The sequence below is a fragment of the Streptomyces sp. NPDC020898 genome, assembly GCF_044333925.1.
GTDB lineage: Bacteria > Actinomycetota > Actinomycetes > Streptomycetales > Streptomycetaceae > Streptomyces.
The window spans coordinates 19402-33516 of record NZ_JBIRRV010000028.1 but is presented as its reverse complement, the minus strand read 5'-3'; the positions used below and the strand labels follow the sequence as shown (position 1 = coordinate 33516).

Annotated in this window: 12 protein-coding genes; 5 read left to right on the top strand and 7 right to left on the bottom strand. The window is 70.2% G+C overall.

What is annotated here, in order from left to right; translation table 11 throughout:
• Positions 1-204 precede the first annotated feature (204 nt).
• Entirely contained in the window at positions 205-1380 is a 1176-nt protein-coding gene (locus ACH4TV_RS44635) for an alpha/beta fold hydrolase (RefSeq protein ID WP_398407172.1), read from the top strand.
• A 33-nt stretch (positions 1381-1413) separates the two neighbouring features.
• Here the strand turns inward: ACH4TV_RS44635 and ACH4TV_RS44630 are convergent, their stop codons facing one another.
• The gene (locus tag ACH4TV_RS44630; RefSeq protein WP_398407170.1) at positions 1414-2706 is read right to left on the bottom strand and encodes a PucR family transcriptional regulator; all 1293 of its coding nucleotides are present in this window, start codon (positions 2704-2706) and stop codon (positions 1414-1416) included.
• Between the two features lie 100 nt (positions 2707-2806).
• On the opposite strand from ACH4TV_RS44630, the gene ACH4TV_RS44625 reads away from it, so the two are divergent.
• The 4 genes from ACH4TV_RS44625 (at position 2807) to ACH4TV_RS44610 (ending at position 8104) form a co-directional block, all read left to right on the top strand.
• A complete protein-coding gene (locus ACH4TV_RS44625) occupies positions 2807-3256 on the top strand; it encodes a nucleoside deaminase (RefSeq protein WP_398407169.1) in 450 nt (149 codons plus the stop codon).
• A complete protein-coding gene (locus ACH4TV_RS44620; protein ID WP_398407168.1) occupies positions 3249-4244 on the top strand; it encodes an isopenicillin N synthase family dioxygenase in 996 nt (331 codons plus the stop codon). Before ACH4TV_RS44625 ends, ACH4TV_RS44620 begins: the two co-directional genes overlap by 8 nt.
• 165 nt (positions 4245-4409) lie before the next feature.
• The gene (locus ACH4TV_RS44615; RefSeq protein ID WP_398407167.1) at positions 4410-6524 is read left to right on the top strand and encodes a hypothetical protein; all 2115 of its coding nucleotides are present in this window, start codon (positions 4410-4412) and stop codon (positions 6522-6524) included.
• The gene (locus ACH4TV_RS44610) at positions 6524-8104 is read left to right on the top strand and encodes a hypothetical protein (protein ID WP_398407166.1); all 1581 of its coding nucleotides are present in this window, start codon (positions 6524-6526) and stop codon (positions 8102-8104) included. The genes ACH4TV_RS44615 and ACH4TV_RS44610 overlap by 1 nt, the downstream gene beginning before the upstream one ends.
• Positions 8105-8185: 81 nt before the next feature.
• Here the strand turns inward: ACH4TV_RS44610 and ACH4TV_RS44605 are convergent, their stop codons facing one another.
• The 6 genes from ACH4TV_RS44605 to ACH4TV_RS44580 all read right to left on the bottom strand — a co-directional run bounded on the left by ACH4TV_RS44605 (position 8186) and on the right by ACH4TV_RS44580 (position 14071).
• Positions 8186-9157, bottom strand: a complete 972-nt coding sequence (locus ACH4TV_RS44605) for a CU044_5270 family protein (protein ID WP_398407165.1) — start codon at positions 9155-9157, stop codon at positions 8186-8188.
• Complete coding sequence (locus ACH4TV_RS44600; protein WP_398407164.1) at positions 9154-9768, bottom strand: RNA polymerase sigma factor; 615 nt, start codon at positions 9766-9768, stop codon at positions 9154-9156. The genes ACH4TV_RS44605 and ACH4TV_RS44600 overlap by 4 nt, the downstream gene beginning before the upstream one ends.
• 84 nt (positions 9769-9852) lie before the next feature.
• A complete protein-coding gene (gene ccsB / locus ACH4TV_RS44595; protein ID WP_398407235.1) occupies positions 9853-10941 on the bottom strand; it encodes a c-type cytochrome biogenesis protein CcsB in 1089 nt (362 codons plus the stop codon).
• 6 nt (positions 10942-10947) lie between these two features.
• Positions 10948-12654 (bottom strand): cytochrome c biogenesis protein ResB, encoded by a 1707-nt coding sequence (locus ACH4TV_RS44590; RefSeq protein ID WP_398407163.1) that lies wholly within the window; start codon positions 12652-12654, stop codon positions 10948-10950.
• 3 nt (positions 12655-12657) lie between these two features.
• Positions 12658-13434 carry a cytochrome c biogenesis CcdA family protein gene (locus tag ACH4TV_RS44585; protein ID WP_398407234.1) on the bottom strand — a complete coding sequence of 259 codons (777 nt, stop codon included), beginning with the start codon at positions 13432-13434 and terminating at the stop codon, positions 12658-12660.
• A gap of 10 nt (positions 13435-13444) precedes the next feature.
• The gene (locus ACH4TV_RS44580) at positions 13445-14071 is read right to left on the bottom strand and encodes a TlpA family protein disulfide reductase (RefSeq protein ID WP_398407162.1); all 627 of its coding nucleotides are present in this window, start codon (positions 14069-14071) and stop codon (positions 13445-13447) included.
• Between the last annotated feature and the right edge of the window lie 44 nt (positions 14072-14115).

Here is a 14115-nt window from a genome sequence, read left to right as displayed (position 1 = left end):
CCGTGGAAAGTACCTGCTCAACTCGTCGCGCTTTCGAGGCAGACGATCCATTCCGTCCCCTTGAAAGCCTCGACGCGCGGGCGGAAGAGGACTCCGACGAGATCCCGATGTCCCCCGTTCCCCGTTCCCCGTTTCCCCGTTTCCCATGGGCACGGTGCCGCGCGGCCTGAGCAGGGTTGACGCGACCAGAAACGGAGCGCAGTCATGGCAGCAGCAGAACCGATCCTGACCGACCACAACATCCCGTGGACATCGACCATCCCGGCGAACAAGGACAAGCCCGCCACGCTGTTCGTGCGGGAACGCAACGGCACCAAGGACAACCAGCCGCGCAAGCCCGTCCTGATGCTCCACGGCCGCAGCGTGCCGGCCCTGGCGGGCTTCGATCTCCAGCACGGCAAGTACAGCTGGGCCGCGTTCCTGGCCGAGGCGGGCTACGACGTGTTCGTCATGGACCTCCAGGGGTCCGGCCGGTCCACACGCCCCGAGATGGACGACCCACGCAACGTGAACCCCGCCCAGAAGCACCTCCTGGCGACGCACCCGGGCGGCACGCTGGACCCTGTGCAGTACCCGAAGCAGCTGGACAACTCCGAGACCAACTGGGACGAGGTCCACAAGGTCGTCACCTATATCAAGGGCCTCACGGGCGCCTCCAAGGTCGACCTCATCGGCTGGTCGGCCGCCGCGCAGCAGCTCGGCCCGTACGCCATCCGGCACAAGGAGAACGTCAAGAGCCTGCTCCTGCTCGCGCCGATCTTTCCGCCGAACGGCAGGCAGAGCAAACCCCCGACACGCTGGGACGCGCCCGTGCCGCTGCCGCAGAGCACACCCGCCGCCGTGTTCGGCTTTCCCATGACCGTCACCACCAAAGCGGGTTTCAACTCCGCGTGGGACAAGGACCTGAAGTGCAACAAGCAGCGGGAGGAGGGGATGGTCGAGGTGGTGTGGAAGGCGATCATGGAGAACGACGCCCTCGGCGCCACCTGGGGCCCTGATGTGGCGGGGGAGCCCGAAGGCCTCGCGCGGGTCAAGAACCCGTACTGGTGGGGCTGGAACTCCACCACCGTGCCGCTGGACGGCATCCTCGGCTCGGACGTCCCCGTGCTCATCATCTACGGGGAACACGACTCCGTGGTCAACACGTCGCCCGACCTCGGCCTGCTGTACTTCTCGGTGCCCACGCTCTACAACAAAATCCCCGGCCCCCAGAAGCTGATGTTCCGCCTCGCCTGCGCGGGCCACCAGATCGTCTGGGAGCGCAGGGCCGAGATGGTGCACAGGATGTCCCGGAGTTGGCTCAAGAACGGCACCGTGGAGGACCTGGTGAAGGGCAGCTACTTCGTGGACGAGGACGGGACCGTCACCCCGCTGGACTGACCGGACGGAGCGCCCTGCTCCCCTCCCCCTCCCCTACGCCACCGTCCGCAGCCCCACGCCCGTCCCCGCGCCCGTCGTCCCCCGGACCACCCGGTGTGCGCAGGCCGCCGTCAGTAGTTCGCCCAGGAGGTCCGGGTCGTCGATCTCCAGGCCCAGGAGGGATTCGATGCGTTCCAGGCGCTGGTAGAGGGACTGGCGGCCGATGTGGAGCAGGGACGCCGTGCGGGTCGGGGAGCAGCCGTTGCGCAGGTGGATCTCCAGGGTGCGGACGAGGTCGCTGGGGTGGGCCGCCTCCCAGGCGAGCAAGGGGCCCAGGGTGTGCTGGACGAGGCGGGTCAGACGGTCGTGGTTGGCGTCGACGCCGCCTCGGGTGAGTTCCCGTTCGAGGGCGAGGGCCCTTGACGACGTCACCTGGGGGCCCTGCGGGGCGTTCGGTTCCGGGGGCGGCACCGTCAGCGCCAGTTCCAGCGTCGTACGGGCCGCGCGCAGCGTCTCACTCCAGCGCAGCCAGCCGCCGGCGTCGACGGCGTGGCCCACGGCGACGGTGAGGCCTGGCGCGGCGGCCGTACGGAAGGCGTCCTGCACCGCCCGTACCGGATCCCGCACCGTCTTCGCCCCAGACCCCGCCCCAGACCTCGCGCCCGCGCCCGGGAGGACCGCGACCAGGGCGAGGACGTCGCCGGGGAAGGCCGCCCGCAGCACCGTCCCGCCCAGGGAGCGGGCCGCCCGGTCGACCGTGCCGACATCGCGTGTGCCGTGGATCGAGACGCCGACGAGGCGGGCGCCCGGGCCGGGGTGGAAGCCGGCGAGGGCGGAGCGGGCCTCGACCTCGGGCTGGTTGAGGGCCTGGCCGTCGGCGAGGTCGGCGAGCAGTGCGGCGGTGTGGTCGTCCCCCCAGGGGCGGACCGTCGTACGGCCGGACAGTCCCCGGGCGACGATCGCGCGGTTCGCTGCCTCCGTGATGCGTACGAAGGGCACCACGCGGCGCAGGGCGAGGAGGGGCAGGCCGAGGCGGCGGGCCTCGTCCGTCACCTCGGCCGGCATGGCGGGGAGCGAGCGGCCGATCTCGACGGCGAGTCCGGCCGCCCCCCTGGCGGCCAGTTCACGGACGTATCTGCGCCGGGTGTCCTCGTCGGCGTCGGTCAGGCCGAAGCCGTTGGTCAGCAGCAGTTCGCCGCCGTCCAGGAAGTTCGCGCCCTCGTACACCTCGCTGGAGTGGACCCAGCGCACCGGGCGGTCCAACGCGGCCTCCCCTGCGAGGAGTTCGGGCTCGGCGGCGCGGACCGGGTCGAGGGCGAGGACGTCACGGAGGGTGAGTGCGGGCACGGGTGCCTCCCAAGGCGCTGACACTTCGTCCTGCTGCGGGATGCCCGGAGAGTACTTTCCGCACGTTGCCCCGGTGTTTCCGCCGAAGGAGAGTGGACCCATGGATCAGGCACAAGCGCATGCGTGGCTTGCCGTGGCCGTCTCCGAGGCCCGCGCCGGGCTCGCCGAGGGCGGTATCCCGATCGGTGCCGCGCTCTACGGGGCCGACGGCACGCTCCTGGGGCGTGGGCACAACCGGCGCGTCCAGGACGGCGACCCCTCCGCGCACGGGGAGACGGCCGCGTTCCGGAATGCGGGACGGCAGCGTTCGTACCGTGGGACGACCATGGTCACCACGCTCTCGCCCTGCTGGTACTGCTCCGGTCTGGTCCGGCAGTTCGGTATCTCCCGGGTGGTCGTGGGAGAGGCCGTCACCTTTCATGGCGGGCACGACTGGCTCGCCGAGCACGGCGTCGAGATCGTGCTGCTCGACGATCCCGAGTGCGTCGGCCTGATGCGCGACTTCATCATCAGCAATCCCGAACTGTGGAACGAGGACATCGGTGAGTAATCCCCCGTCGGCGAAGACCCCCGCCGCCGCCCCCCGCATTCCGACCGTCGATCTGCGGCCCTGGCTGTCCGGGGACGCCGACACCCGCGCCGCCATCGCCCGTACCGTCGACGAGGCCCTCCAGACCGCCGGTTTCCTGCTGGTCACCGGGCACGGGGTCGACCCCGCCCTGCGTACCGGTATCCGGGACGCGGCCCGTGCCTTCTTCGCGCTGCCCGCCGAGGTGAAGGAGCGGTATACGGCGAAGGTCGGGGGGCGTGGGTGGCTGGGCCCCGGGGCCGAGGCCAACGGGTACTCGGAGGGGACGGAGACCCCGCCCGACCTGAAGGAGTCACTGACCTTCGCGACGCACGAGCCCTTCGACGACCCGGCCGTCAACGCCGAGTGGTACGCGCCCAACGTGTGGCCCGCCGAGGCGCCCGAGCTGCGCAGGCTGTGCGAGGAGTATCTCGACCGGATGGGCGAGCTGGAGAAGGAGCTGCTGACGCTGCTCGGCGACGCCCTCGGGCTCGAACCCGACTTCTTCTCCCGGCACATGGACCATCCGACGTACGGGTTCAACATCAACTGGTACCCGGGGGTCGACGTCGTCGGGGAGCCGGAGCCGGGGCAGTTCCGGATCGGGCCGCACACCGACTTCGGGACGGTCACCATCCTCGACCGGCAGGCCGGGAAGGGCGGGTTGCAGGTCTACACAGACGAGGGCGGCTGGGAGGACGCGCCCTTTGACCCGGAGGCGTTCACCATCAACATCGGTGACCTGATGGCCCGTTGGACCGGCGACCGGTGGCGTTCGGGGCGGCACCGGGTGCTGCCCCCGCCTGCCGACTCGCCGGCCGAGGAGCTGATGTCCCTCGTCTACTTCGGCGAGTGCACCCCGGGCACGGTCGTGGAGTCGGTGCCCGCGCCGGTGGGCCGGGTCGCGTACGAGGCCTTCGACTCGCACGTCTATCTGCGCGGGCAGCTGGACTCGATCACCGTCGACTGAGGCACCGTCGCCTGAGGTATCGTCAAGTCCGGGCGGCTGTCCGATAGTTTCGTAACACATCGGACATCCCGCGATCTGGTCCGATCCAACTCCCTCTTCCTACACTTGTGTTGCTACACGACACAGCACACTGTCCGCCGGACAGGCCCCAGGGGGAGGGATGCGGTGCTCAGACGGCTGCACGGACGCGGGGCACTCTTCGACACGGAACCGCCGGGACTCGCTCCGCGGCTCGTCGGACTGCGGCCGCACCACCACATCGCCGCTCCCGTCGAGCATCCGCGCGAACTGCCGTTCGTGGTGCTCACCGCCGGGCGCGGGCTCGGCAAGAGCGCGGTCCTCGGCGAGCTGCGCACCGCCTACCAGGGCCACACCCCGGTCGCGCTGATCGACTGCGAGGACTCGCAGTTCACCCGGCCGCCCGAGCAGCGCCCGGCGCAGGCCTGGTCGCCGCTCGCCCAGGCGCTGCTGGTGATCGCCGAGCAGCTCGCCGAACCGGTCACCGGCGCCCGCCGGATCGCCTTCCCGCGGCTCATGTCGGGCCTGATCGCGGTGGCCGCGGGCGGCTGGGGCAACGCCGACTCCGACCGCATCCGGTGGGAGGTCCAGCGGATGCTGCTGCTCAACGAGAGCGGCTCGTGGTTCTCCGGCTTCGCCGCGCGCTGGGCCGGCCGGGTCGCCGCGAAGGCGGTCGCGGCGGCGATCAGCGACGACCCGCTGGTGTCGGCGGTCATCGAGGCGACGCTGGAGGCGATGACGGAACGCTCCGCGGGCACGCGGCAGCGCCGGGCGTCCACCTGGTACCGGACGTACCCGAACGCCGGTGACCGCGCCCAGCTCGGACTCCGCCTCCTCTCCGACCACTTCAGGGCCGGCGGCACCTCCCGCGAGCACGCCGAGCGCTATCTCGTCCGGGCCCTGCTCGCCGACCTCACCGACGCCTACACGGGGATGCGGGCGCATCTCCAGCGGCTGGGCCGCCCGCTGGTCCTGGTCGACAACGCGCACGGCTCGCCGGGGCGTGAACTGATCGAGCAGGTGCTGCGCGACCGCGCCGAGGGCATCGCCGACCAGGTCGCGTTCATCGCCGCCGCGCGTGGCGGCAGCGGTCAGTCGTCGCTGCGCAACGCGGTACGGCGGGACCTGCGCGAGACCGCCCAGCGCACCCGCTGGACACCGAACGACACGGTCTCCTCCCGGGCCCTGCTGGTGTCGCTGCCGCCGCTCTCCTCCGACGACACGCTGCACATCGTCGACGCGGTCTGTACGGCGATCAGCGTCCCGGCCGAACTCCCGGCCGCCACGCACCGGTTGACCGGCGGCAACCCGCTGGGCATCGCGCTGCTCGCCGAGTCGGCCCGGCAGAACCTGCACCGGCTGCCGCCCACCGCGCCGTTCGGCGCCCTGCTCACCGCCGACCTCGTCCTGCACGAGGACCGTGAGGGCCGCCCCGCCTACCGCGAACTCCTCGACCGGCTCGTCCCCGCCGACCGGCTCGGCGAACTGACCGTGCTGGCCGCCGCCCACGACCACGAATCGGCCTGCGCGCTCGCCGCCGCCCAACTCCCGGACGACTTCGGCCCGTCGGGCATCCGCGCCCTGGAGAGCCGGCTCCTGGCGGAGGGACTCCCCGCCGTACCCGGCCAGTTCGTCGGCGACGCCTTCGTCCGCACCCTGCTCCTGCTGCGCCTGCACCACCGGCACGCCGACCACGGCAAGTGGCGGGACGTCCACGAGACCCTCGGCCGCCACTACGGAGGACCCGAACCCGCGGCGGCCCGTTACCGCCTCCACCACGAACTCGCCCTCGGCGACACCGGACCGGCGGTCGCGTATCTGCGCGACACCTTCCACACCCTCGACACCGGCACCTGGCTCGACACGCTCCTCTTCGTCGCGTCCGCGCCCTACTTCCACGCCCATGACGCCGAGGGCCACGACTTCGCCGGCGGCGACCACCAGCGCGCCCGGATCGCGTTCGGCCGCACCGACGCCGAGCAGCGACCGCCGGACGGCGTGGACGCCGTACTGCATCTGCGGGTACGCCGGCTGCTGCACGCCGTCTGGCAGCTGACCGACCCGCTGGTGCTGCCCGACCGCAAGCTGTGCGAGCGGCTGCGCTACGAGCTGGTGCAGCTGTCCGACGACCCGCGCGCGAGCAACGCGCTGTTGTGGCAGGCCTCGCAGGAGTGGCCCGAGGACGCGCTGGCCGGGCGCCCGCTGCGCACCCCGGGCGACGAGGAATCCGCCGCCGACGACCGCAACGACGGAGGCGCGTGATGGCACGTACGCGGGTGGGCGCATGGCTGCGCGAGGGCGTGTGGGCGATCCCGTTGCGCCGCTATCTGGCGCTGCTGGTCACCGCCGCGCTGATCGCCGGGCTCGGCTTCGCCGTCAGGTCGCTCACGCACGACGACCGTTCCTGTGCGGCGGGGGTCGTGCGCCCCGCGGGCAGCGAGGAGTGCGTGGGCGTCTCGACGACCGGCTACTTCTTCGGGCGGAAGCAACTCGCCGACACCGTACGGGCGATCGACCGCGAGAACGACTCCCTCACCGACGGCTCCTTCAAGGGCGACTACGTCACCGTCGCCCTGTTCGAGCCGTTCACCGCGACCGACGCGGACAACCTCGGGGATGTGCTGCACGAGCTCCAGGGCGCGTATCTGGCCCAGTGGCGGGCCAACCACGACTCCAACGGCGAGGGTCCCGCGATCCGGCTGGTGCTCGCCAACCCGGGCCGGACGGGCGCCCATTGGGAGCACACGGTCGAGCAATTGGAGCGCATGACGACGACCTCGGACCGGCTGCGCGCGGTCACCGGGATAGGGCTGAGCACGGAGGAGAACAAGCTGGCCGTCGCGGAACTCACGCGCCGCGGCATCCCCGTGATCGGCACGTCCATCACGGCCGACAGCCTCGCCAACGGACAGCAGGGCAAGGAGCCCTTCCCGGGGCTGGCCCGCGTGGCCCCCACCAACACCGACGAGGCACGCGCCCTCGCCTCCTTCGCCAAGGTGGCGGCCGACAAGGCGGTCCTGGTGTACGACGATCCGGGCGACCCGTACACGCTCACGCTCCAGGCCTCGTTCGAGAAGCTGCTGACGGGCTCGCGCTACCAGCCGTGGTCGTACACGCCGCTCGCCGACCGCAGCAAGGAGGGCACCACCGCCAACGACTTCCGCCAGATCAGGGAGCTGGTGTGCGACACCGCGCCCGCCGTGAACACCATCCTGTTCGCCGGCCGCCATGTCCAACTGCGCCAGTTCATCAACGCGTTGGGCGAACGAGGCTGCCAGCAAAGGGTGTTCACCATCCTCACCGGCGACGACGCCTCCTATCTCACCGGCGACAAGCAGCTCGACCCGGAGGCCCTCAAGCACGGCATCTCCGTGCGCTACAGCGCGCTCGCCCACCCGGACGCCTGGCTCAAGAACCCTCCGAAGAACGGCGGTTCGGCGAAGGACGCCCAGGATCTGAACGACCTGCTGCGCGACAGCCAGGCCAACAAGGCCGGCAACACCGACAAGCCGGGGACGATCGGCACCGTCGACCTGGAGGACGGCCAGCTGATCATCGCGTACGACGCGATGCGCCTCACCGTCGAGGGCATCCGCGAGGCCACACCCACCGACCAGCCGGCCCCGACCCTCACCGACGTGGCCGACGAGTGGCCCCTGATCAGCGGTTCGTCGGGGCGGGTGGACGGCGCGAGCGGCTGGATCTGCCTCGACAAGTACGGCAACCCGTACGACAAGGCCGTGCCGATCGTGGAACTGACCCCCGACCGGCACGCCCGCTTCGTCGAGATCGCCTGGCCGATGGGCAGGCCCCCGGAACCGGACTGCCTGCCGCCGTCGTGAGCGTGCGGCGGCAGGCTGCCCTCCAACTGGCCCGTGGGTAACTGGCCTGCGGTAACTGGCGTGCGGTAACTGGCGTGTGGATTAAGGACGTTGACCCGTCCGGTCGACCACCGTGCGCTCCAGGACCGAAGTGCTGCCGACCAGCTTGCCGTCGTCGAGCACGCGCTCACCGAGGAAGGTGTATGTCTCCCTGTCGAAGATCAGCTGCTCCACCTCTCCGTCGCCGCCGGACCTGGTGACCGCGATCCCCTCACGGCCCACCGTGTCCGTCACGTCCGGGACCACCTCGACGCCCGGGATCTTCGCGGCGGCCCGGTAGAGCGCGGCGCTCACCTTCGGCGGCATCAGGGTCTCCCGGATCAGGTCGCCGAAGAGGACGAAGGCCACGTAGCCCTTGTCGGGCTGCTCCTCGTCGACCCCGTCGGCACTGGTCTCGTACAGCCAGTCGAGCATCTTGTCGGGATCGGTCGGCAGCTCGGACAGGGCACGGTAGGTGGTGGGCCGCGGGTTCGTGGGCGAACCGAGCCAGTCCCCCTCCTGCTCCAGTTTCTGGTGCCGGAGGGGGTCCTTGTCCTCCTCCAGGAGTCCCTCCCGGGTGCCGTCCACCGACAGCCAGATCTCCCGGTCGTGGACGGGGTCCATCTTCCCGGGCCCGCCGTCGACAGAGGACAGATAGGCGACCCGGCTCTTGATGTAGACGAACTGGTCGTCACGGATACCGCTGGGAACATCGGTGCCCTCGGCGGCGAGCGCGATGTCCTCCAACAGGGTCGCGGCCGTCCGGGCAGTGGTCGTGGTTGCCGTTGTACTCCCGGGCGGCGTCGCGCTCGTACCGTCCGCGCCGCCGCCCGGAAGGGCGGCGAAGGTGAGCGCGGCGACGGTGGCGACGGCCCCGGCGGCGATCGCGGGCCGCAGCCACGGATTGCGCCGCGGGGCGCGCTGTTCGGCTTCCTGCCGGACTTCGTGCCGGATCTCGGTCATCAGATGCTCCTTGAGGAGTCGGTGACGGCCCGGCGGAAGGTCTCGCTCGGAAAATCCGGGGGGTGTGCTCATCGGTTTCCCTCCCTCATGGGCCCGACCGCGGTGATGCGGTCACCTCTCATCTGTCCGCGCCCGGTTGGCGGTTCCAGGTTTTTGACATGTTTCGCGAGCTTTGTACGGGCCCTCGACAGCCGCGACCGTATGGTCCCCACCGGCACGCCCAGCGCCTCGGCCGCCGCCGGGTAGTCGAGCCCCGACCACACGCACAGCGCCAGCACCTCCCGCTCGGGCCGGCGCAGCAGCGCCAATGCGGTCCGTACGAGGGCCAGTTGGTCCGTGTCGTCCAGGCGTCCGGCGACCTCGTCGGCGAAGTCCCGCTCGACCTCGTCGCGGGGCAGCCGGGCGACGGCGGCGACGTGTCTTCGGGCGGCGCGGCGGGTGTTGCGCGTGACGTTGGTGGCGACGCCGAGCAGCCAGGGCCGCAGCGAGCCGCCCTCCTCGTCGAGCTTGCCGCGCAGGCGCCAGGCGTCGAGGAAGGTCAGCGAGACGATGTCCTCGGCCGCCGACCAGTCCCCGGTCAGCCGGAAGGCATGGTTGTAGACGGAGCGCGCGTACGCGTCGAAGAGTTCGCCGAAGGCGTCGTGGTCGCCCGCGCGGATCCGTTTCCGCAGATTCGTGTCCACGCCCACTTACCTGTCCGTACACCGAAGGCCGGTTCCCGTGACCTGAGTCACACGAACCGGCCTTCGAGACAACGGAGTTGCGGCTCAGACGCCCGCGTACGAGTGCTTGCCGCTGACGAAGATGTTGACGCCGTAGTAGTTGAACAGCCAGCAGCCGAAGGCGGCGAGGGCGATGTACGCGGCCTTGCGGCCCTTCCAGCCGGCCGTGGCGCGGGCGTGCAGGTAACAGGCGTAGGCGACCCAGGTGATGAACGCCCAGGTCTCCTTCGGGTCCCAGCCCCAGTAGCGGCCCCACGCGTCGCCCGCCCAGATCGCGCCCGCGATGATCGTGAACGTCCAGAGCGGGAAGACGGCCGCGTTGATCCGGTACGAGAACTTGTCGAGGGACGCCGAGGCGGGCAGCCGTTCCAGGACGGAGGTCGCGAAGCGGCCGGGCTTGCCGCCGGTCGCGAGCTTGTTCTCGTACGAGTCCTTGAAGAGGTAGAGGAGCGTGCCGACCGCGCCCACATAGAAGACGGCACCGCAGAGGATCGCCGTGGAGACGTGGATGTACAGCCAGTACGAGTGGAGCGCGGGGACCAGCTGGTCGCTGGCGGTGTACAGGACGGTGACGGCGAGACCGAGGTCGAGGAGGACCGAGGTGACCAGGAAGAGGCCGAGCCAGCGCACGTTCTTCTTCAGCGCGAGCAGCGTCAGGTACACGCCGACGGCGACCGTGGAGAAGGTGATGTTGAACTCGTACATGTTGCCCCACGGCGCCCGCTGCACGGACAGCGCGCGGGCCAGCACCCCGGCGAACTCGACGAGGAACGCGAGCACGGTGAGGGACACGGCGATACGCCCGTACAGGTCGCCCTGCTCGTCCCCGCCGTGGGCACCGGGCCCGTCCGGCACGTCCCGGGCCCCGGCCGCGGCCCGCACGACGACCTTCGGCCGCTCCAGTACGGCGGTCCCGCCGGCGTTCTTGACGGTCACCTCGGGCGCCTTCGCCCCGGCGGCCCCGGCCGGTTTCGCGGTGAGCGCGGCGGCCGTGCGGCTGATCTTGCTGCGGCTGCCGAAGGTCCACTCGGCGATGTAGGTGAAGAACGCCAGGGTGTAGACGGCCATCGCGGAGTAGATCAGCGTGTTGCTGATGTTCGCGAGGTTCTCGTTGGTCGCGGCGGCGAGAGTCATCATCATTTACTTCTCAGCACCTTCGGCAGGTACGGCTGTGGGGTCGGGGGTTTCGGGATCAGGACCGGCATCGGGGGCGGCGGGCGCCTGGTCGTACAGGATTCCGGCGAGGTCGCCGAGTTCCTCGGGCACCTTGGCGGACTCGCTGCGGCCCAGGCCGCCCATCTCGACGACGGTGACACCGTCGGGGCCCTTCACCGCCCGCACCCACACCCGTCGGCGCTGGATGAACAGGGAACCGGCGAGGCCGAAGACGGCGACGGTCGCGCCGGTGAGCGCCCAGCCGCTGGCGGGCTGCCGGGTGACCTGGAAGTTGGCCCACTCCTGGGTGCCCTCGTAGGTGACCGAGCCGGCGCCGTTCGGGAGCTTCATGGTCTCGCCGGGCTTCAGGTTCTCCCGTACTTCCTTGCCCTTGGCGTCCTTGAACACCTTCATGTGGCTCTTGTCGAGCTGGTACACGCTCTGCGGGATCCCCGCGTTGACGCCGAGGTCGCCGTGGTAGCCGATCAGGTTCAGCACCGGGTTGTCGAGCGCCGGGAACTGCGAGGCGATCTCGTTGCCGGGCACGTAGGTGGGCAGGAAGAACGCCTGGAAGCCGAGCTGTTCCTCGACGCCCTTGGCGTTGCGGTAACCGTCCATGACCTTGATGGCGCCGGAGGAGGTGACGTTGGAGTCCAGGGGCAGCAGCGCCACGGGCTGGCTGTAGACGATGTCGCCCTTGCCGTCGCGGACGGTGATGACGGGCGCGTAGCCGTGGGCGGTCAGGTAGACCTTCGAGTCGCCGACCACCAGCGGCTCGTTGACCTTGATGGTCGTCTTCTTGTCCTTGCCGTACGCGCCCACGCTGTAGTCGAGGTCGGCCTCGTAGGTGCGCGGGGTGCCGCGGTTGGGGCCGGTCGGCTCGTACGTGCCCTTGAAGTCGTCCAGGGTGAAACTGAACGGGTCGAGGTCGGCGGTGTCGAAGAGGGTGCCGGACTTGAAGTCGTCGTACTGGGTGAGCGTGTTGGAGAAACCGTCGCCTTCGAGGATCAGCTTGTTGCCCTCGGACTTGTACAGCTGGCCCCAGGCGAAGGAGATCAGCATCACGATCAGCGCGATGTGGAAGGCGAGGTTGCCGACCTCACGCAGATAGCCCTTCTCGGCGGCGACCGCGTCCCCGGCCGGATGCGCCCGGAAGCGCCGCTTCTTCAGCAGGACGAGGGCTGCCTCGCGGACCTGCTCGGGCTCGGCCTCCGTACGCCAGGTCGTGTAGGCGGGCAGCCGGTTCAGGCGCCGGGGGGCGCCCGGCGGACGGCCGCGCAGCTGGCCCACGAACTGCCAGGTGCGGGGCACGATGCAGCCGATGAGGGAGATGAAGAGCAGGATGTAGATCGCCGAGAACCACACCGAGCTGTAGACGTTGAACAGCCCGAGCTTGTCGTAGAGCGGCCCCAGGAAGCTGTGCCGCTGCATGAAGTCGGCGACCTTGGTGTCGTCCGTCCCCGACTGCGGGATCAGCGAGCCGGGGATCGCCCCGAGCGACAGCAGGAACAGCAGCAGCAGCGCGACCCGCATCGAGGTGAGCTGCCGCCAGAACCAGCGGGCCCAGCCGATGACACCCAGGGAGGGCAGGCCCGGCGCGTCCTCCTGGGGGGCGGTGGACAACTGGGAACCGGCGGCGCCGAGTTCCTGGTCGTCGGACGTGGCCGGGGTGCTGCTGGTGGTGTTGCTCATCGCTCAGATCCCCACAGTGAAGCCGTTGGACCAGGTCTGCATCTCCTGTACGAGACGGTCCCACGCGCCGGTAAGGAGCAGCACACCGGTAAGGATCATCATCGTGCCGCCGATGCGCATGACCCATACATAGTGGCGCTTGACCCAGCCGAAGGCACCGAGCGCCTTACGGAAGGCGACCGCCGCGACCACGAAGGGCACGCCCAGGCCGACGCAGTAGGCGACCGTGAGGACGGCCCCGCGCCCGGCGCTGGCCTGGTCGAAGGCGAGGCTGTTGACGGAGGCGAGGGTCGGGCCGATGCAGGGCGTCCAGCCGATGCCGAACAGCGCGCCGAGGACGGGGGCGCCGACCAGTCCGGTGGCGGGCTTCTTGTGAAGGCGGAACTCGCGCTGGGTGAGCCAGGGCATCATGCCCATGAAGAAGACGCCCATGAGGATCATGAGGACGCCGAGCACCTTGGACATCGTGCTCTGGTGCTCCTGGAGCGTCTGCCCGAAGTACCCGAACAACGCCCCCGTGGACACGAACACGGCAGTGAACCCGAGGACGAAGAGCGAGGCCCCCGCGACCATCCGCCCCCGGCGGGCCTCGCCGAGATCAGTGCCGGCGACACCGGTGACGTACGACAGATAACCGGGTACGAGGGGCAGCACACACGGTGAGAAGAAGGAGACGAGGCCGCCGAGCAGGGCGATGGGGAGGGCCAGTATCAGGGCCCCGCTCATCACGGTCTGGTTGGCCTCGGGCACGGAGGCGGCGAGGGTGAGCACACCCGTCAGGCCGGTCACGTCACTTCTCCGCGAGGACGGGCTTGAGCATCTTGCGGAGGTTGTCCTCGCTGAGCGCCTGGAGCGTGCGGGCGGCGATCTTCCCCTGCCGGTCGATGACCAGGGTGGAGGGGATCGCCTGCGGGTTGAGCGTGCCCTTCTTGAAGCGGAGCATCAGCTTGCCCGTGGGGTCGTACAGACTCGGGTACGTGACGCCGTACTGCTTCTCGAAGGCGACCGCCGGACCGGTGCTGGTGTCACGGGTGTTGATGCCGACGAACTGGACGCCCTGGTCCTTGAGGTCGGCGGAGACCGCGACGAAGTTCTTCGCTTCGAGCCGACAGGGCCCGCACCAGGACCCCCAGACATTGATGACGACGATCTTGCCCTTGTAGTCGGCGACGTCGAGCTGCTTGCCGTCGATGGTCGGGCCGGAGAGATCGGGAGCGGCGGCCCGCTCACCCTTGGCGACGGTGGCGATGCCGTCGGTGCCGGTGACGAAGTTGGTGTCGCCCGAGCCCCCGGACGTACCGCCCGAACCACACGCGGTCAGGACGAACGCGGCGGCGGCGACCGTGGCGGCGAAGGAGACCGCTCGACGGTTACGGGGACGGTTCGAGGAGAGGGGGGCGCGACTGGCGGCACTCATGTGAAAAGTTTCGCATGTCCGTTCCGAGGATCTTGGGCACCCCC